General features: G+C 61.4%; 16 protein-coding genes. 4 read left to right on the top strand and 12 right to left on the bottom strand.

The features are described from left to right. Positions 1-15: 15 nt before the first annotated feature. The 9 genes from PTZ19_RS06635 to PTZ19_RS06595 all read right to left on the bottom strand — a co-directional run bounded on the left by PTZ19_RS06635 (position 16) and on the right by PTZ19_RS06595 (position 8,354). Positions 16-1,035 carry a zinc-dependent alcohol dehydrogenase gene (locus PTZ19_RS06635; protein ID WP_276353267.1) on the bottom strand — a complete coding sequence of 340 codons (1,020 nt, stop codon included), beginning with the start codon at positions 1,033-1,035 and terminating at the stop codon, positions 16-18. An 88-nt stretch (positions 1,036-1,123) separates the two neighbouring features. After that, positions 1,124-2,200 carry an enolase C-terminal domain-like protein gene (locus PTZ19_RS06630; protein WP_276353266.1) on the bottom strand — a complete coding sequence of 359 codons (1,077 nt, stop codon included), beginning with the start codon at positions 2,198-2,200 and terminating at the stop codon, positions 1,124-1,126. A 21-nt stretch (positions 2,201-2,221) separates the two neighbouring features. After that, positions 2,222-2,995 (bottom strand): SDR family NAD(P)-dependent oxidoreductase, encoded by a 774-nt coding sequence (locus PTZ19_RS06625; RefSeq protein WP_276353265.1) that lies wholly within the window; start codon positions 2,993-2,995, stop codon positions 2,222-2,224. Continuing rightward, positions 2,985-3,338 carry an L-rhamnose mutarotase gene (locus PTZ19_RS06620; RefSeq protein ID WP_276353264.1) on the bottom strand — a complete coding sequence of 118 codons (354 nt, stop codon included), beginning with the start codon at positions 3,336-3,338 and terminating at the stop codon, positions 2,985-2,987. The genes PTZ19_RS06625 and PTZ19_RS06620 overlap by 11 nt, the downstream gene beginning before the upstream one ends. Before the next feature lie 109 nt (positions 3,339-3,447). Beyond that, positions 3,448-4,824: an ABC transporter substrate-binding protein gene (locus tag PTZ19_RS06615; protein WP_276353263.1), complete on the bottom strand. Its 1,377-nt coding sequence runs from the start codon at positions 4,822-4,824 to the stop codon at positions 3,448-3,450. A 104-nt stretch (positions 4,825-4,928) separates the two neighbouring features. Next, positions 4,929-5,828, bottom strand: a complete 900-nt coding sequence (locus PTZ19_RS06610) for a fumarylacetoacetate hydrolase family protein (protein WP_276353262.1) — start codon at positions 5,826-5,828, stop codon at positions 4,929-4,931. Between the two features lie 41 nt (positions 5,829-5,869). Next, complete coding sequence (locus PTZ19_RS06605; protein ID WP_276353261.1) at positions 5,870-6,643, bottom strand: SDR family NAD(P)-dependent oxidoreductase; 774 nt, start codon at positions 6,641-6,643, stop codon at positions 5,870-5,872. Positions 6,644-6,660: 17 nt separating this feature from the next. Then, entirely contained in the window at positions 6,661-7,482 is an 822-nt protein-coding gene (locus tag PTZ19_RS06600) for a carbohydrate ABC transporter permease (protein ID WP_276353260.1), read from the bottom strand. Then, positions 7,479-8,354 (bottom strand): carbohydrate ABC transporter permease, encoded by an 876-nt coding sequence (locus tag PTZ19_RS06595; RefSeq protein ID WP_276353258.1) that lies wholly within the window; start codon positions 8,352-8,354, stop codon positions 7,479-7,481. Before PTZ19_RS06595 ends, PTZ19_RS06600 begins: the two co-directional genes overlap by 4 nt. A 184-nt stretch (positions 8,355-8,538) precedes the next feature. Here PTZ19_RS06595 and PTZ19_RS06590 point away from each other — a divergent pair, with 184 nt between their 5' ends. Beyond that, a complete protein-coding gene (locus PTZ19_RS06590) occupies positions 8,539-10,362 on the top strand; it encodes a cache domain-containing sensor histidine kinase (RefSeq protein ID WP_276353257.1) in 1,824 nt (607 codons plus the stop codon). Beyond that, positions 10,344-11,117 (top strand): response regulator transcription factor, encoded by a 774-nt coding sequence (locus tag PTZ19_RS06585; RefSeq protein ID WP_276353255.1) that lies wholly within the window; start codon positions 10,344-10,346, stop codon positions 11,115-11,117. Before PTZ19_RS06590 ends, PTZ19_RS06585 begins: the two co-directional genes overlap by 19 nt. A 4-nt stretch (positions 11,118-11,121) precedes the next feature. Here PTZ19_RS06585 and PTZ19_RS06580 read toward each other — a convergent pair whose 3' ends face one another. After that, complete coding sequence (locus PTZ19_RS06580; protein WP_276353254.1) at positions 11,122-12,774, bottom strand: FAD-binding dehydrogenase; 1,653 nt, start codon at positions 12,772-12,774, stop codon at positions 11,122-11,124. Positions 12,775-12,924: 150 nt separating this feature from the next. On the opposite strand from PTZ19_RS06580, the gene PTZ19_RS06575 reads away from it, so the two are divergent. Continuing rightward, positions 12,925-13,137 (top strand): hypothetical protein, encoded by a 213-nt coding sequence (locus PTZ19_RS06575; protein WP_276353253.1) that lies wholly within the window; start codon positions 12,925-12,927, stop codon positions 13,135-13,137. Between the two features lie 12 nt (positions 13,138-13,149). Continuing rightward, the gene (locus PTZ19_RS06570) at positions 13,150-14,454 is read left to right on the top strand and encodes a hypothetical protein (RefSeq protein WP_276353252.1); all 1,305 of its coding nucleotides are present in this window, start codon (positions 13,150-13,152) and stop codon (positions 14,452-14,454) included. 60 nt (positions 14,455-14,514) lie between these two features. On the opposite strand, the gene PTZ19_RS06565 is transcribed toward PTZ19_RS06570, so the two are convergent. After that, positions 14,515-15,972 (bottom strand): SulP family inorganic anion transporter, encoded by a 1,458-nt coding sequence (locus PTZ19_RS06565; RefSeq protein ID WP_422614981.1) that lies wholly within the window; start codon positions 15,970-15,972, stop codon positions 14,515-14,517. A gap of 1,850 nt (positions 15,973-17,822) precedes the next feature. After that, positions 17,823-18,398, bottom strand: coding sequence for a dihydrofolate reductase family protein (locus PTZ19_RS06560; RefSeq protein WP_276353251.1), 576 nt, complete (start codon positions 18,396-18,398; stop codon positions 17,823-17,825). Positions 18,399-18,407 lie beyond the last annotated feature (9 nt).

Here is an 18,407-nt window from a genome sequence, read left to right as displayed (position 1 = left end):
GACGAACCTCCCGGATTACTCCCCGCAGCGAAGCAGGATCTTCATCGCGTCCCCGCCGCTCTCCATTTTCTTGAAGCCGTCCCCCAGCCGTTCCAGCGGAAGGATGTCCGTGACGAGCGAAGCCAGCGGCAGGCGGCCGGACGCGGCCAGCTCGATCGCGCGGGAGAAGTCTTCCCGTTCGTATACGCGCGCCCCGAACAGCTTCAGCTCCCGGAAGAAGAAGCGATGCAGGTCGACCGCCGCCGGTTTGCTGAAAATGCCGACGACGACGATCCGCCCGCGCGTACGCGGCAGCTTCGTCATCAGCTCCGCCCCCGCTTGAGAGGATGTGACCTCGAATACCGCGTCGGCTCCCGCGCCGCCGGTCAGCCCGTTTACCAATTCCGCGACGTCCCGCTCCAGCGGATTCACCGTCAGGAAGCCCAGGCTTTCCAGCAGCTTGAGCCGATAGGGGTTGATCTCGGAGACGAGCACCCGCGCCCCGTTCTCCCTTGCCGCCATGGCGATCAGCGCGCCGATCGGGCCGCCGCCGAGCACGACCGCCAGCTCGCCTTCCTTCACTTCCCCGATCCGGACGTCGTGGCAGGCGACCGCGAGCGGTTCGATCAAGGCGGCGTGCTCCAGGCTCAGGGAATCGGGAATCTTGAACGCGGTGAACGCCGGAACCGTCCAGAACGTCTGGAACGCCCCGGGCGTCTCGATGCCGAGGAACTTCAGCTTGTGGCAAATATGCCCATGCCCGGCCGCGCATGCCGGACACTCGCCGCACGGATGCAGCGGCATGACCGTGACCCGGTCGCCCGGCCTTAAACCTTCGACGCCTTCGCCGACGTCTTCGATCGCGCCGGACATTTCGTGCCCCATGATCTGGGGAAACGTAACCCGGGCATCCATATGCCCGTGGTAAATATGCAAGTCGGTCCCGCAGATGCCCGCGTACCCGACGCGGATCCGAACCTCGCCCGCCCCGGGCGTTTCGGACGGCGCCGCGCCGACCGAGATCGTGCGGTTCCCATGGTAGTACACGGCTTTCATCGACTGCACCACTCCTTCCGGATTTCCTCCATCCTCCGCATCCCCGCGGCCGCAGCCGGACACGCGGAACGACGGACCGTCAGCATGCCTAGACCTTCGCGTATGCCGTCCGCTCGATTTCTTCCCAGTCGAACTGGTAGCCGATCCCCGGCCCTTGGGGAGCGGTGATGTATCCGTCCTCCTCGACCGGGTAGCCGAAGCCGATCGGCCCCGTACCCCATACGAGCACTTCGAAGAACGAATTGTTGTTGATGCCGCAGGCCAGCTGCACGTTCGCCTGGTCGCCGCCGTGGATTTCCGCCTTCATGCCGAAGCTGTCCGCCAGATGCGCGATCCGGAGCGAACCCGTGATACCGCCTTTCAGCACCGTCCCGGTCCGGATAAGGTCGCAGGCACCGTGCGCGATGAAATCCGCGGCATTCCAGTGGGCGCCGTCCGACGTCTCCGCCGCCAGCACCGGAATCGTCAGCTCGTCGCACAGCTTCTTATAGTTCCAGAGGCTGAACTCCCGCATCGGCTCCTCGTACCAATAATAGTCCGCCTGCTCCAGCGCTTTGCCCAAGTAAATCGAGTCCTGCAGGTCGAAGCCGGCCGAACCGTCGTACATGAGGCAGATGTCGTCCCCGACGTGCTTGCGCAGCGCCTGGCACAGCTTCGCGTCGGCTTTGGCGTCGCCCCACGCGTGGAGCTTGATCGCCCGGTAGCCCTTCTCGAGGCAATAGTCGGCAACCCGAAGGTACTCTTCGGTCGTATCGAACGTCACCGTCGAGGCGTACGCCTGCACGCGGTCGCGGGATCCGCCGAGCAGCTGGTAGAGCGGCATGCCGGCTTTCTTGGCCGTAATGTCCCACAGCGCGATGTCCGGCAAGCCCATGTAGTAGATTTGGAACTCCTCCGCCCGGTCCAGCTCCCACATTTCGTGCCAGAGCTGCTCCTTGAGCAGGGGGTCCCTGCCGATCAGCAGGTCCTTCAGCCTGCGCTTCGTATAATCCACCGTCATCAAGCCCCGCTGGGCGACGGCCACGCCTTCGATTCCCTCATCCGTCAGGATGCGGAGAATCCCCATTTCGTTCAGGTGGGATCCTTCCGGCAATCCCTTGCGCCATTTGAACGGAATGGCGACGTTCTGCTTGACGGCGTACGCTTTGACGTCAACGATTTTCATTACGGCTCCCGCCCTTTCCCCTCAACCGATGTTATAGCCGCCGTCGATCGGAATGACGGCTCCGTTGATCCATGAAGAACCTCCGCCGCACAGGTAGACGACGGCGTCGGCGATCTGCTCTGGCGCGCCCATGAACGGCTTCGCCTTCTCCTCGTCGGCCAGCCGCTGCGCTTCCGCGGGGTCGGCGTACATCTGATGGAACCACTGGTCGATCAGCGGCGTGGCGACCCCGCCGGGCATCAGCGTGTTGATCCGCACGCCGCGGTCCCGCAAATCGAGCGCCAGCCCCCGGGTCATATGGTTGAGGCAGGCTTTGATCGCGTCGTACACCACGTTGTTCGGCTTGTTTACGGTGCCGTTGATCGAGCCTACGTTCACGACGGCGCCTTTATGCTCCGTCAGCCAAGGCAGCGCCCGTTGGACCAGGAAGAACGGCGTTTTCATATTCACTTGAAACAGCCGGTCCCAGTCCTCGTGCCGGACGTCTTCAATCGGCTTGTTGCACACCAGCGCCGCGTTGTTGACGACGTAGTCGACCCGGCCCCAGGCGTTCACGGCGGCTTCGACCAACCGGTCCGGCGCGGACGGATCCAGCAGGTCCGCCTGGACGAACAGCGCTTCCCCGCCGGCCTCGCGGATCCCTTGGACCGTCCGTTCGCCGGCTTCCCGGTTGCGTCCGTGAACGACCGTCCGGACGCCGCGGGAGGCCAGCTTCTCCGCGACCGCTTGGCCGATGCCGCTGGTCGAGCCCGTCACGATCGCCGCTTTCCCTTGCAAATTCCGTTCATTCCCCATGCCGTTCCGCTCCCCGCTGATCAAGTTCCGAAGCTTTGTGCCGATGGCCGGACAGCCGGAAAAGCGGAGGAACCTGCCGCCAGCTTTCCGCGAAGCAGTCCCCCGTCAGCCGGTCCCACTCGCGCTCCGCCTGTTCGCGGACCACCCGGTCCGGCACCGCCAACGCCGGATCCGTCTCCCAAGTCATGTACAAAGTGAGGTCGTCGCGGTAAATGTTCAGTTCGACGAACCCTTTATCCCGCAGCTGCGCCGCGATTTCGGCCGGCAAACGGTCGTGAAGCCGTTCGTATTCGCCGACTTTGTCTTCCCGCAGCGTCGCCACCCACAGCGATCTCTCGATCATGTCCGACTCTCTCCTCCGCTCCCGCGAAACCCGCGAATCCCGCGATCCCGTGATGGCCGCGAAAAGCAAAGCCCGCCCCGGTGAAGGACGGGCCGCCTTGCTTCTCGGTTTACTTCCAGGCCGGGTCTTTCGCGGCCTTGGCCTGCTCCGCCCTGCGCTTGTCGGCGTTCTTCAGGACGTCGCTCGGTTTCATCGCTCCGCCGATCATCGCGCTCATGTCTTTGCCGATGTCCATCCATTGCGGGTTCACGTACTTGGCCGTCATTTGCATGTCGGTCCCTTGCTTCGCGCCGTAAGTGTCGAAGAATTTCTGCTGCTCCGGCGTGAAATTGCCTTTGACGCCATCGAAGTTCAGCGACAGGAAGCGCGGCTCGTTCGTCAGGAAGTATTGCAGGTTCTCTTGCTGCGTCAGGAAGCGGAAGTATTCTTTCGCTTCTTCGATGTGCTTGGATCCGGAGTAGATGAACTTGCTGGGCGCGGCCGGCGCGAGGTTCATGATCTGGTTGTCGACCAGCGGGATCGGGAAGAAGCCGAACGTATCCTGTTTGACTTCCGGGAACGCCTTCTCGATCGTCGCCGGCAGGCCCAGGTTGTGAACCGTCATGGCGTACTTGCCGCCGGCCATGTTCTTCTCGGTGTCCGCGAACGTGTTGGAGAAGTAACTCTTGCCCATGTAGCCTTTTTGGACGAGTTCGTTAAACTGGGACAAAGCCTGCTCCATGATCGGAACGTCCGCCAGCTTGATTTCGTTGTTGTTCAGCTTGTCGATCAGGCCCGGATTCGCTTCCTCGAACTTCGGCCCGATTTCCGGGAACCACAGCACGTGGTGCCAGCCGTCGGAGACCGGCTCGTAGATCGGGGTGATGCCGGATTTCTTGATCGCTTCGCACGCGGCGAGGAATTCCTGGTAATTCGTCGGGACCTGCAGCCCGAGTTTCTCGAAAATCTGCTTGTTGTACACGACGTAGTAGTCGTAGGTCGGATCCCAGATCGTCAGGGCGTAGACCTTGCCGTTCCACGTGGCTTGCTCGAGGAACTGCTTGTTCTCCCGCTGCGTCCACTCTTCGCCGGTCAGGTCGACCGCGTTGTTCTCGACGTCGTACAGGGGACCGAGGTCGAATTTGCCGTCCTGGCCGCCGAAAATGTCGGGCGCTTCCTTCGCGTTCAGCTTCACCTTGAGCAGGTTCTGGTACTGGTCGGCCGGGACGATCTGATAGTCGATGTGGATGCCGGTCTGCTCTTCGAATTTCTTGGCGAGCTGCATCTCCGAATCCTTGATCCAGTCTTGGCTGGCCATGTAGGTCAGCGTCACCTTTTCTTTCGGCGCCTCCGAGGAGGCCGAAGGGCTGGCGCTTGCGCTGCCGCCCGCGCCGCCGCTTGCGCTCGAAGCCGGAGAGGGAGAGGACTCCCCGTTCTTGCCGCCGCAGCCGGCCAGCAGGCCGACCGTCAAGCCGAGGATTGCCAGCAAGCCAAAAGCCTTTTTCATCGGATGATTACCCCTTTAGGTCGAGTTGTTGATTGCGCTTTCATTGTATGTCCATACAGATACAGGATGAAATGCACGAATCTGTCTTCTTGCTTGCACTTTTTTTACTGGCCGACCCTCGGTTCATCGATCATCCGGTTGGTGAGCGCGCCTAACCCTTCGATTTCGACCGTTACGACGTCGCCGTCCTGCAGGTACACCCTCCGTTCCGGCGGGTAACCGAGCACGACGCCTTCCGGGGTGCCCGTCAAGATGACGTCTCCCGGCTCCAGGGTCATATGGCGGGAAACGTAGCTCACGATCTCGTCGCAGCGGAAAATCATGTCCGCCGTGTTCGAGCATTGGCGGCGTTCCCCGTTCACCGTGCAGGCGATGGGCAGCGCGTTCGGATCGGGGATCTCGTCCGCGGTCACGAGGTACGGGCCGATCGGCGCGAATTTGTCGCACGTTTTGCCGAGCATCCATTGGGCGGTTCTCATTTGCAGGTCCCGCGCCGACAGATCGTTGGCGTTGCAGTAGCCGAACACGTAGTCCAGCGCCTGCTCCGCGGAGACGTTGCGGGCCCGCTTGCCGATGACGATCGCGAGCTCCGCCTCGTAATCGACTTCCCGGGATTCCGCGGGCAGGGGAACGTCTTCGCCATGGGCGGCCAACGCGTTATTGAATTTGTTGAACAGGATCGGATAAGCGGGGATGGCGGCGTTCGTCTCCTCCGCGTGCTTGCGGTAATTGAGGCCGACGCAGACGATTTTCTGCGGATCGGCGACGCACGGAGCGAGCCGCAGCGAGGACTCGTCCAACGCGGGCACGGCGTCCCCCGCCGCCGACAGCAGCTTTCCGAGCGCCGCAACGGCGGAATCGCCGCCTTCTATCGCCTCCCGTAGGGTAAGCGGCGCCCCGGCGGAGGGAGCCTTTCGGGCCGCCTCCGCGACGTCCACGACTCCCCTCGCGGTTTTGACGCCCAGGCGCGTCTTGCCATCCATCCAGTATTGCAGCAGTTTCATCGGTTTTCCATCCCTTCTCCATGCCCCGGCCCGAAACGGACTCAGGCGTTCTTGCCGAACACGACGCCCCCGTCCACGTACATCGGCGATCCCATCATGAATCTGGATTCGTCCGAAGCGAGGAACACCGCCGCATGGGCCACGTCCTCCGGGCGGCCCAGCTCCCCGCTGAGCTGCCGTTTCTTGATCGATTCGATCGCGGCTTCGGGATCGTCGTAGGAAGTTTTCAAATAATTTTCCACGAACGGCGTCAGGATCGTCCCGGGCAGCAGCGCGTTCACCCGGATGTTATACGGCGCGTAATCCACCTGCATCGACTTCGTCAGCGCCAGCACGGCGCCTTTCGTCGCGGAATAGACGGCGCGGCGCGCCAGTCCGATCTCCGCGGCGCAGGAGGACATATTGATGACCGAGCCGGACCGCTGCTCCATCATGCGCGGAAGGACGTATTTGCTCATCAGGTAGACGCCGCGCAAGTTCACGCTGACGACGCGGTCCCATTGCTCCGGCTCCAGCTCGTGCAAGGCGCCGACCCCGCTGATGCCCGCGTTGTTGAACAGCGCGTCGATGCGGCCGTACCGCTCCATCGCGAAAGCGGCGGCGGCTTCGGCCGATGCCGGGTCGGTCACGTCCACCCGGACGAACGCGGCCTCGCCTCCGGCCGAGCGGATCGCTTCCGCGGCTTGCTCGCCGGCCTCCGCGTTGATTTCCCCGATGACGACGGCGGCGCCTTCCTCGGCGAACCGTTCGGCCGTCCGCCGGCCGATGCCGGAGCCGGCGCCGGTGATGACCGCGACTTTGTTTTTCAGCCTCATGTTCGAGTTCGCCTCCCTTACCCTTTGACGGAGCCGGCGGTCATGCCGGCGATGATGTAGCGCTGCCCCAGCAAGTAGAGGATCACGACGGGCAAGCTGGTCAGCACGATATCCGCGCTGACGAGGTTCCAGTCCATCTGGAACTGGCCGAAGAAGTTGTACACCGACAGCGTCATCGGCCATTGGCTGGCGGAATTCAGGAAGTAGAGCGGCAGCAGGAACTCGTTCCAGGAATTCAGGAACGCCAGGATGAACACGGTTACGGCGGCCGGCTTGAGCAGCGGGAAAATGATTTCGAAGAACAGCCGCCCCGGCCCGCAGCCGTCGATGATGCCGGCCTCGTCCAGCTCCCGCGGGACGCCGCCGACGAAGCCGTACAGGATGAATACGCTGAGCGGAATCTGCACCGCGGCGTACAGGATGATGATGCCGGCTTGCGTGTTGACGAGGTGAAGCAGCTGCATCGCCTTCATCAGCGTAAAATAGTTCAGCGGCATCGCCAGCCCCAGCAGGATGAACAGGTAGCTGAAGCGGTTCAGCCGGGTCCGTCTGCGGGAATAGACGTACGCGGCCAGCGAGCAGAGCGCGACGCAGAGCGCCGTGGACACCCCCGCGTACAGCAGGCTGTTCCACAAAGAATGGCCGAGCTTGCCCTTTTCGAAAACGACCGAGAAATTCTCGAAATGCAGCGATTTCGGCAAATCCATGCCCATCGAGCTCGCCTGCGCGCTGTCTTTCAGGGAGTTGATCACGATCAGCACGAGGGGCGCGACGGTAATGACGGTAACGATCCAGACGACGACGTTGACGGCCAGCTGCCTCATGACGCGCGCGTTCAATGCGATTCCTCCTCCCGGCTCATCCATTTGACGACGAAGTAGCCCAGCACCGTCATGAACAGGAACAGCACCGTGGACAGCGCAGTTCCGACCCCGTACCGGCCCATCGAGAACTCTTTGAACACGCCGGTATAGATGACCTCGGTCGCGTAGCCCGGCCCCCCGTTCGTGAGGACGTAGACGGTATCGAAAATTTTCAGTCCGTACAGCAGGTTCAGCACGATCGACACGGTGAGCGCCGGGGCGAGCAGCGGAAGCGTGATATGCCAGATCCGTTTCCAGAAACCCGCCCCGTCGATCTCCGCCGCCTCGTCGTAATCTTTGGGAATCGTCTGCAGGCCGGCCAGCAGGATGACCATGATGTAGCCGGCGCCTTTCCAGACGTCCACCGCGATGATCGATTTGAACGCCCACTTCAGGTCGGTCAGCCATTGCTGCTCCAGAACGCCGAGGCCGAGGGAGCGCAGCGTGACGTTCAGCAGCCCGGTATCGGGATGCAGGACCGATTTGAAAATGAGGCCGACGATCAGCATCGGAACGACGGCGGGCATGAACATCATGGCGCGGTGCATGTTTTTGAGCCGGACGGCGTTACTCAGCATCAGCGCCAGGACGAAACCGATCGCCGTCTTCAGCAGGATGGTCGACACGGTGAACACGAGCGTGTTTTTGATATAGGACAGGTACATGTTCTCGCCGGAGAAGACCTGCCGGAAATTGTCGAGCCCGATGAAATGGACCGCCGAATCGTAGCTGTTCCAGTCCGTGAAGGCATACAGGATGCCCGCGACGCCCGGCAGGACCAGCAGCAGGACGTAGAGCAGCATGGCTCCGAGCGAGAAATAGTAGGGGTACGTCCTGTTGTCGTTCAATGGAATCCCTCCCGTGCAACCCAACATGAATGCGCTTACCTTTCCGGTATGCGTTTTCATTATAGAGTCGGGCAGCGGGAGCCGCCATGCAGAAAACCGACCAGATGCGTTGCACTTATTTTACCTGCGCCTTCCCTTTGACAAGCCGGCGGGACGCGGTCACAATGGAGCCAGGAGGTGTCCCATGCTTCGCCGCCGGTCGATCCGCTCGGTCCTGTTCGTGACGTATTCCGTCATCATCGCGCTGATCCTGTCCATCTCGCTGCTGCTTTTTTACCTCTGGTCGTCGGACACGCTCCGCGAGAAAGCGGCGGATTCGCTCTCCGGAACCTCCCGCTCCGTCAAGGAGAAGCTGGATTTGGAAATTCAAAAAATGGATACGGTTTCACAAAACATCCTCTATTCGAACTTGGTGAAGGAACGGTTTCTGAAGCTGTCCGGTTTAAACGAACCCGGCGCCAATCCGCAGGATGCCACGGTTAACGCGAAAGAGCTGGCGGAGGTGCTCGTCGCCGCGAACGGGCCGGCGCTGCCCGTGCAGCAGGTGAACTTGTACGATTTCGAAGGCAACCTGTTCGGCTCGGGCTTTGACAACCGGCGAACGACGGTCGTCCTGACGGACATGCCCTGGTATCGGGAGGTCATGGAAGGCGACTCCGGCAAAGTGATCACGACGCCCGCGGTGGACGAACAGCTGGCGCACGTGCTCCCGACGCAGGAGGAGGCGTATTCGATCTCCCTGCTGCGCCAATTCACCGATAAATACAATACGCCGGAAGGAATCGTGGAGGTCAAGCAGTCGGTGAACAACCTGTTCAAAACCGTCGTGTTGACGCAGCGGGAGGGCGTCATCGTCTACAACGACAACGGCGAGCTGATCTATCCGGCGGGGCCCGGGCACGAAGCCGAATCGGCCTACGTCCGCCAATTCCTGGCCCGGCCGGCAGGCGGTTCGATCGTGAATCCGGCGACCGGGGAGCGGGAATTGTTCGCGATCTCGCATTCCGAATTCACGGGCTGGAACTCGGCGGTGTTCCTGTCGGAGAAATCCCTGTTCGCGCCGCTGAAGACGTTTACGACCGCTTTCACCGCGCTGTCCGGGTGCATCCTGATTCTGGCGTTCCTCCTGACGTTCCTGGCCGCCCAGCGGATCACGAAGCCGATCGCGCGGATGCACGCGCTCGTCAAATCGGCGAATCTGGACAGCATCGCGGCCTCCGCCCTGTCCGAGCCGACGAGCGGACTGAACGAACTGGACCGGCTGCAGCTGGCGTTCGGCAAGATGGGCGAGCGGCTGAAGTATTCGATGGAGCAGCTCATGATGGCGCAGCAGCAGGAGATGCAGGCCAAGATGCTCGCCCTGCAATCGCAGATGAATCCCCATTTCCTGTACAACACGCTGGCCACGATCGGGGTCATGGCGGAAGAGAACATGAACCGGGAAATCGTGGGCATGATCGAGAATCTGTCGGATTTGCTCCGCTATATTTCGGCGGACGGCGACTCGTTGGTCGAACTCGGCACCGAGCTGTCCCACACGGAGAAATTCCTGGGCTGCGTCGGATTCCGCTATGGGAACCGGTTGTCGTATGCCTTCGATACGGACGACGGGCTGCTCCAGGTGCCGGTTCCGAAGCTGATCGTGCAGCCGCTCGTCGAGAATTCCGTCAAATACGCCACGAAGGGAGTGCCTCCCTGGAGCATCGGTATCCGTGCCTATGCCGAGGGGGAAATGTGGCTCGTGGAAGTGCGGGATAACGGGCCCGGTTTCGACGAAGCGAGCCGGACCCGCATCGAGGAGGCCGTCCGGAGGATCAACCGGACCGGGGAAGCGCCCAGCCTGACGGTGGACGGCATGGGGCTGCTGAACGTATACGTTCGGCTGAAAATCATGTATGGAGAACAGATGGTGTTCCGGATCGGGGAGGCGCCCGGCGGGGGCGCGCTCGTGACGATCGGAGGAACCCGCGCAACCGGGGGGAACGACAAATGGACAAGCAGCCGATAATCATCCGCACCGTCGTGGCGGAGGACGAAGAGCTGATCCTGCAAAATCTGGTGAAGAAAATCCAGGCGGCCGACGCGGCCTTCCAGATCGCCGGCACCGCCATGGACGGCGCGGCCGCCCTGGAACTGCTGGGCCGGTCGCCCGTCGACCTGCTGATCACGGACATCCACATGCCGGTTATGGACGGACTGGAGGCGATCCGGCAGGCGCACCTGAAATTCCCCCGCGTCCATAAAGTCATCGTCAGCGGCTACGACGAATTCGAATACGCCCGGCAGGCGATGCAGCACGAGGTCGTCGACTACCTGCTCAAGCCCGTCAAAACGAGCGAGCTGGAACTCGTGCTGGGCAAGATCAAGATGAAGGTGCTGCAGGAGCGGGAGGAACGGAACGCCGCGAAGGTCGCCACGCTGGACAATCACGCCTACACGCCGGAGGAAATCGTCCGCTCGGTCCAGCTGTTCCTCAAGGACAACTTCGCCAAAGAGCTGAATCTGGAGGACATCTCGCGGCAGTTCAATTTCAATCCGTCCTATTTGACCAAAATTTTCATCAAGCACACGGGAGAGCCCCCCTCCAAGCACCTCATCACGCTGCGGATCCGGGAGGCGAAGCGGCTGCTGGCGGCCGAGCGGGACTGGTCCGTCAAGGAGGTCGGCGAACGCGTCGGTTATCCGGACCCGTATTATTTCAGCCGGATTTTCAAGCAGGTCACGGGCTGCACGCCCAGCGAGTACCGCAGCCGGGGAGAGTAGGCCTTTACCTCAACGCTTCGGCCATCGCCCGGCCCGCCGTCCGGCCCGAGAACAGGCAGCCCCCGAGGAATGTCCCTTCCAGCGCCCGGTATCCGTGCATGCCGCCCCCGCCGAACCCCGCCGCTTCTCCTGCCGCGTATAGCCCCGGGATCGGCTCGCCGTCGGTGCCCAGCACCCGGCCCGACAAGTCGGTCTGCAATCCGCCCAGCGTCTTGCGGCTGACGACCCGCAGCCGGACCGCGATCAGCGGGCCGTTCTTCGGGTCCAGAAGCTTGTGGGGCGGAGCGACGCGGATGAGCTTGTCGCCGATGTAGCGCCGGGCTCCACGCAGCGCCGTGATCTGCAGGTCTTTCGTGAACGGATTGTCGATCTCCCGGTCGCGCGCCCGGATTTGCCGTTCGATCTCTTCGCGATCGAGCAAGTCCTCCCCGGTCAGCCGGTTCATGCCGGCCACCAGCTCGTCCAGCCGTTCCGAGATCACGAAATCCTCGCCCCGGTCCATGAATGCCTGCACCGGACCCGGCGCGCCCGGCAGCACCCGGGACAGCACCTTCCGGATGCTCTTGCCGGTCAAATCCGGGTTCTGCTCGGACCCCGAGAGCGCGAACTCCTTTTCGATGATTTTCCGCGTGAGGATGAACCAGGAGTAGTCGTATCCCGTCTTCCGGAGCGCCGCCAGCGTGCCCAAGGTGTCGAAGCCCGGGAAATTCGGCGCCTGGAGCCGCCGCCCCCGCGCGTCCAGCCAGACGGAGGACGGGCCGGGCAAAATCCGGATGCCGTGCCGAGGCCATACCGGATTCCAATTGCCGATGCCCTCCGTGTAATGCCACATCCGGTCGCGGTTGACGATGCGCCCGCCCGCCGCTTCCGCGACGCCCAGCATCCTTCCGTCGACGAACGCGGGAACGCCCGACAGCATGGACTCGGGCGGGCGGCCCAGCCGCTCCGGCCAGTTCGCCCGGACGAGCTCCGGGTTGCCGCCGATGCCGCCGCTGGACACGAGCACCGCCTCGGCCTGGAACTCGAAGCGGCCGACCGCCTCGTCCGGGCTTTTCTCGCCCCGCGCCGCGGGACTGGGGGCCAGGACGGAGCCGCCGACGCCGGTGACCGCCCCTTGATCCCGGATCAGGCGTTCTACGCGGTGGCGGGGCCGATAGTCGACTCGCCCGCTGCGCATATGTTCCCGGACGCGGCGCTCGAATGGCGCCAAAATCGCCGGACCCGTGCCCCATACGACATGGAACCGGGGGACGGAATTCCCGTGTCCCTCCGCCAAGTAGCCGCCCCGCTCCGCCCACCCGACGACCGGAAAAAAGCGGACCCCCATGCCGTGCAGCCACGCCCGCTTCTCCCCCGCCGCGAAGTCGACGTACGCCTCCGCCCAGCGGCGGGCCCAGCGGTCTTCGTCTTCCCGGTCGAAACCTGCGGATCCGAGCCAATCCTGCCAGGCCAATTCGCGGGAATCCTTGATGCCCAACCTTCGCTGCTCCGGAGAGTCGACCAGGAACAGCCCCCCGAACGACCACCACGCCTGCCCGCCGAACGAAGCTTCGGGCTCCTGGTCGAGCAGCAGCACCCGCTTCCCCGCGTCCGCCAATTCCGCCGCCGCGACCAACCCGGCCAGTCCCGCTCCCGCCACGATCGCATCGTAATCCATGTAACCGCTCCTCCCGATTTTGCCGCGCATCTGATCCGACCCATGCGCCGTAAAGCGCCCGAATTCCCGCGAGTATTGCCCCAAATTTTGGAACCCACTATAATCAATATTGTAAAGCGCTTACAACCACTTGAACAGGGGGCGGGGAAGATGCTGTCCGAGACGAAGTACCGCAACCGCGCGCTCGCGATTTGGAAGGAAGAACGGGAACGGAAGGAAAGCCCGGCCGCCGCCTCGCCGCGGGCCGATTCCGCAGCCGACCCCGGCCGCCGTTTCCGGGGCCGACTTCGATCCTTCGTCATCAGCCTTCTCAAGATCCGCAAGTCCGCGCATGGACCCCTGAACAGCAATCTTGCCCGATAAGGAGTCCGACGGATGAAAAAACCATGGATGGCCAGCTTGATTGTCGCCTGCGGATTGACGCTTGCCTCGCAGGGCTCGGGGGCGGCAGCGCAGAAAAAACCGGCGGCTCCCGTCGATCCGATGACCGTCACGCAGCAGCTGAACCTAAAGGACGACCAAGGAAAGAACTGGGTGCTCAAAAACGCGAAAGAGTACCGGATGAAATGGTCCTACGAGGATCCAAGCCGGTATCAGCATTTCGAAGGCTTCCTCGCCCCGGACGGGAAGCTGCTGTTCATCATCGCCTTCGACTATGCGATGGGGCTCGATTTGAACGGGAAGGTCGTCTGGAAGCAGCCCCTGGAGTCCGGATTTTACCAATACAACTTCATCGGCGCCGACAATACCGCCTACTTCTTGGAGGTTGAAGAGCCCCGGCTCGAGGTCTTGGGAGACGCCGAACGATTAGACGACTCGGAGAAGCGGCTGTCCGGAATCGAACGGGTTGACGTCCGAGGCCGCTACGTCCGAATGCCGCCGGTGTCCGTCTATGCGCCCCAAGACGAAAACGGCTTCTCCATGGGCTATCCGATGTACGCCGGGGATGCGAAAGGCAACCTCCTGCTCCTGACGACGGAAGGGTTGGCCGCTTACCGCCCCGATGGAACGGTCGCTTGGAAGCAAACCGGGTTTACCTACAAAGACCGGACCTACGACAGCTTCGCCCTCAAAAATCTCTTCTCCGATGAAGAGGGATTCTCCTATTTGCAATTCGAAGACGACCTGCTGAAAATCGATTCGGCGGGCGTCGTCCAATGGAGAACGGCGATTTCGGAAAACGCGGATTATTTCGTCTCCGGCCGCTATTTGATCGCCCAGACGTTCGACATGAAGTCCCTTCAGCCCGCCTATCAAGTTTATGCGGCCTCCGCGGACGGCAAGCTCACCCTCGTCACCGATCCCAAGGCGCAATTCCAGACGATGAACGGCTGGAGCGACCAAGCGGGCGGCGTTTATCGATTGGACGATCGGACGAGTACGTTAACCGACACCGATTCGCGTACCGGAAAAATCAAATGGACGCACAAGCTGACCCCATGGGAGAAAATGCTGGGATACTCGCTCGCGCAATTCACGATGCGGACGGATTCCGCCGGCAACGTGTATTTCAGCGCCAACGTCGGCACCGTTTATTCGCTGGACCGGCAAGGCAAGCCGCGGTTCGCGGTCACGATGTCCAACTCGATCATCGCCTACTCGGACATCATTCCGATTTCGGACAAGCAGGTCGTCATCCTGAACAATAACCATATCGCGTTTTTCGAGAAGAAGGGTTGATCGCCCGCCGAAAAGGGGAAGCGCCCCGGAGCCGACGCTCCGGAGCGCTTCTTGCTTATTTCACGGCCCGTGTCCCGTAGGCGCGGTCAGCCCGGCCCGGTCGACCAGCTTCCGGCTTTCTTCGTTCAGGCCGGCGACCTCGGCTTGCTTGCCGGCTTGTTCGTATTTCTGGACCGCCTTGGCGATGGCCGTCACGGCGGAATGGTCCCACACGTGCGAGGAAGAAAAATCGATCACGACGCGCTCCGGATCGTTCCGGTAATCGAACAGCTCCGCGAAATGCGCCATCGTCCCGAAGAACAGCTGCCCGGCAATCCGGTACACCTTCGTCCCGTCCGGCTTCAGCTCCGCGCGCGCCTTGATGCTCGCCATTTTCCAGCCGAAGTTCAGCGCGCTCAGGATGACGCCCGTCACGACGCCGATGGCCAAATCCGAGGTCGCCACGACGATCGCCACCGTCACGACCATCACCAGCGCGTCGCTGCGCGGGATTTTGGTTAGCGTCTTGAGCGAGCCCCAATCGAACGTACCGATGGACACCATGAACATGACGCCGACGAGCGCCGCCATCGGAATTCGCCGGACGACGTCGCCCAAGACCAGGATGAGGAACAGCAGGAACACGCCCGCGACGAAGGTCGACAGACGCGAACGGCCGCCGGACTTCACGTTGATGACCGTCTGGCCGATCATCGCGCAGCCCGCCATGCCCCCGAACAAGCCGGAGACGATGTTGGCGATGCCCTGGCCTCTGACTTCCCGGTTCTTGTCGCTCTTCGTTTCCGTCATCTCGTCCACGATGGTCGCGGTCATCAGGGATTCGGTCAGGCCCACGATCGCCAGCGCCAAAGCATATGGAAGCATGGTGCCGACGACGTGCAGCGAAAGCGCGAGATCGGGGAGATGGAAAACGGGCGGCGCCTGCGTGATTTCGCCCATGTCGCCCACGGTCCGCAGATCCAAACCCATGGCCATGGACAGCGCCGTCATGACGATGATCGCCGCGAGCGCGGACGGCACGGCTTTCGTGAGCAGCGGGAACAGGTACACGATCGCGAGCGTTCCCGCCACCATCGCGTACATTTGCCAATTCGCGCCCCGGAAGTTCGGAAGCTGGGCCATGAAAATGATGATCGCCAGCGCGTTCACGAACCCGGTCACGACGGAATGCGGGATGAACGTAATGAATCGGCCGAATTTCAGCATGCCCATCAAAAACTGGAGGATGCCGGTCAGGATCGTGACGGCGAACAAATATTCCAATCCGTATTTGGCGACGATCGGTCCCATGAGCGAAGCCATCGCGCCGGTCGCGGCCGAAATCATGCCCATCCGCCCGCCGACGATCGAGATCGTCACCGCGATGCAGAACGACGCGTAAAGGCCGACCATCGGGTCGACGCCGGCCAGGATGGAGAACGCGATCGCCTCCGGAATAAGCGCGAACGCGACGGTCATGCCGGACAGCACGTCCCTGCGGACGTTGAACAGCCAGCTGTTTTTCAATTTCGCGTACAGCAAATAAAAGTTCCTCTCCTTCTCTATTTTCCTATGATTTCTTGGTGGCTTGCCACTCTCAGGCAAGCCGGGGCCGATGTCACAATGAGACTTATTATACTGTAACCCTAGCGTGTTCTCTACCCTTTTTTGTCAAGGAATGTTCGGCAACGCCGGATCATCGGAATTATAAGAAAACCGTCAGGGAGAAATTCGTCCCTGACGGTCCTTTGTTTCGTGCCTCTGAAGTCACTCCTCAGCAATTTTCCCACGAACATCTTCAATCCTAATGAACATGACCATTGGGATCCGTTTGTCCAGAGGGACGGGGGTTAAGCTTGCGCGGCAAGCTTAATCAGCGATTGCCCCCTACGTTGGCGGGGGTTAAGCGTGCGCGGCAAGCTTAATCAGCGATTGCCCCCTACGGTGGCGGAGGTTATGCTTGCGCGGCAAGCTTTCTCAGCGAGTGCCCCCTACGTTGGCGGGGGTTAAGCGTGCGCGGCAAGCTTAATCAGCGATTGCCCCCTACGGTGGCGGAGGTTATGCTTGCGCGGCAAGCTTTCTCAGCGAGTGCCCCCTACGTTGGCGGAGGTGAAGCTTGCGCGGCAAGCTTAATCAGCGATTGCCCCCTACGTTGGCGGGGGTTAAGCTTGCGCGGCAGGCTTAACCAGCTCTTGCCCTACGTGTTGGCGGGGGTTAAGCTTGCGCGGCAGGCTTAACCAGCTCTTGCCCTACGTGTTGGCGGGGGTTAAGCTTGCGCGGCAGGCTTAACCAGCTCTTGCCCTACGTGTTGGCGGGGGTTAAGCTTGCGCGGCAGGCTTAACCAGCTCTTGCCCTACGTGTTGGCGGGGGTTAAGCTTGCGCGGCAGGCTTAACCAGCTCTTGCCCTACGTGTTGGCGGGGGTTAAGCTTGCGCGGCAGGCTTAACCAGCTCTTGCCCTACGTGTTGGCGGGGGTTAAGCTTGCGCGGCAGGCTTAACCAGCTCTTGCCCTACGTGTTGGCGGGGGTTAAGCTTGCGCGGCAGGCTTAACCAGCTCTTGCCCTACGTGTTGGCGGGGGTTAAGCTTGCGCGGCAGGCTTAACCAGCTCTTGCCCTACGTGTTGGCGGGGGTTAAGCTTGCGCGGCAGGCTTAACCAGCTCTTGCCCTACGTGTTGGCGGGGGTTAAGCTTGCGCGGCAGGCTTAACCAGCTCTTGCCCTACGTTTTGGCGGGGGTTAAGCTTGCGCGGCAGGCTTAACCAGCTCTTGCCCTACGTTTTGGCGGGGGTTAAGCTTGCACGGCAGGCTTAACCAGCTCTTGCCCTACGTGTTGGCGGGGGTTAAGCTTGCGCGGCAAGCTTAATCAGCGGTTGCCCCTCGAGCTGGCGGGGGTTAAGCTTGCGCGGCAGGCTTTAGTCAATCCCACTACCGCCTGCTCTTGGTCACGGTCGATCCCGCCTTCCTGCCCATGCGGTAACGTTTTTCACCGAAACCCCATCCTCCCCGTCACGGGTTCCGATTCTAACGGACACCGCAGCCGCTATTGGATCAAATCCCCTCATTTTCAAAACGTAACGGACACAGCGGCCCTTATCCGTAACCTTTTACGGATATACTTGGGGTTTTTCCCCCAATAAGCGCAACTCTGACCGTTAAAATGCGCTTTGCCGAGGAGCGCCCCTGATAGCGTCCGCTGTGTCCGTTAGCCTTACCGCCCCAGCGAATGGGGCAGCCGGCGTCGGTCGCTCTAAGAAAGGGATGGAGCATGACTTCACGCCGAAAAGTTATAAATTCTGATCGGTAGAAAAAACCGTTGCCGGACGGAAATCCCTTCCGCCCAACAACGGCTTGATCGGTTATGGCTATGCCTTAAACTACTTTACGGGGCTGATCATCTAACCGTCTGGTAATAGAGACCGATGGCTCCGGAATCGAACGTTTTATTTTCGATGAGTTTAAGATTGATTTTCTCCCTGAGACCTTGAAATAACGGCAATCCGCTGCCGATCAGGACGGGAGAAACCGTGATTTTATACTCATCGATTAAATCAAGCTGCATCAGGCGGTGCGCGAGCCTAGGACTGCCGAGGATGACCATGTCCTTGCCCGGCTGCTCCTTCAAGTTCAGGATTTCTTCCTTGACATTCTCTTTCACCAGTCTGGAATTGTTCCATTCGACTTTCTCCAGCGTCGTGGAGAAAACGATTTTGGATGTTTGCTCAATCCACGCGGCATGCTCCAGTTCATGCTGCGAAGCTGACGGGTCCGAAGGCACGGACGGCCAGTAACCGTGCATCATCTGATAAGTCCCGCGTCCCCAAATGACGGCGTCGGCCGTACTCAGAATTTCTTTCGCGTGTTTCTCCAGATCCGCATCGTAGGAAACCCAGCCAATGTCCATTTCGCCGTTCGGCCCTTCTACGAAACCGTCAAGCGATGCGTGCAAAAAAAGAACGAGTTTTCTCATTTTCAGTTC

It is taken from the genome of Cohnella caldifontis, assembly GCF_029360585.1.
Classification (GTDB): domain Bacteria; phylum Bacillota; class Bacilli; order Paenibacillales; family Paenibacillaceae; genus Cohnella; species Cohnella caldifontis.
The sequence above is the reverse complement of the archived record's forward strand: the minus strand, read 5'-3'. Positions and strand labels throughout refer to the sequence as shown.

Coding starts and splice junctions, on each gene's coding strand:
- PTZ19_RS06635 (WP_276353267.1), bottom strand. CDS start 1,035: ATGAAAGCCGTGTACTACCATGGGAACCGCACGATCTCGGTCGGCGCG.
- PTZ19_RS06630 (WP_276353266.1), bottom strand. CDS start 2,200: ATGAAAATCGTTGACGTCAAAGCGTACGCCGTCAAGCAGAACGTCGCC.
- PTZ19_RS06625 (WP_276353265.1), bottom strand. CDS start 2,995: ATGGGGAATGAACGGAATTTGCAAGGGAAAGCGGCGATCGTGACGGGC.
- PTZ19_RS06620 (WP_276353264.1), bottom strand. CDS start 3,338: ATGATCGAGAGATCGCTGTGGGTGGCGACGCTGCGGGAAGACAAAGTC.
- PTZ19_RS06615 (WP_276353263.1), bottom strand. CDS start 4,824: ATGAAAAAGGCTTTTGGCTTGCTGGCAATCCTCGGCTTGACGGTCGGC.
- PTZ19_RS06610 (WP_276353262.1), bottom strand. CDS start 5,828: ATGAAACTGCTGCAATACTGGATGGATGGCAAGACGCGCCTGGGCGTC.
- PTZ19_RS06605 (WP_276353261.1), bottom strand. CDS start 6,643: ATGAGGCTGAAAAACAAAGTCGCGGTCATCACCGGCGCCGGCTCCGGC.
- PTZ19_RS06590 (WP_276353257.1), top strand. CDS start 8,539: ATGCTTCGCCGCCGGTCGATCCGCTCGGTCCTGTTCGTGACGTATTCC.
- PTZ19_RS06585 (WP_276353255.1), top strand. CDS start 10,344: ATGGACAAGCAGCCGATAATCATCCGCACCGTCGTGGCGGAGGACGAA.
- PTZ19_RS06580 (WP_276353254.1), bottom strand. CDS start 12,774: ATGGATTACGATGCGATCGTGGCGGGAGCGGGACTGGCCGGGTTGGTC.
- PTZ19_RS06575 (WP_276353253.1), top strand. CDS start 12,925: ATGCTGTCCGAGACGAAGTACCGCAACCGCGCGCTCGCGATTTGGAAG.
- PTZ19_RS06570 (WP_276353252.1), top strand. CDS start 13,150: ATGAAAAAACCATGGATGGCCAGCTTGATTGTCGCCTGCGGATTGACG.
- PTZ19_RS06560 (WP_276353251.1), bottom strand. CDS start 18,398: ATGAGAAAACTCGTTCTTTTTTTGCACGCATCGCTTGACGGTTTCGTA.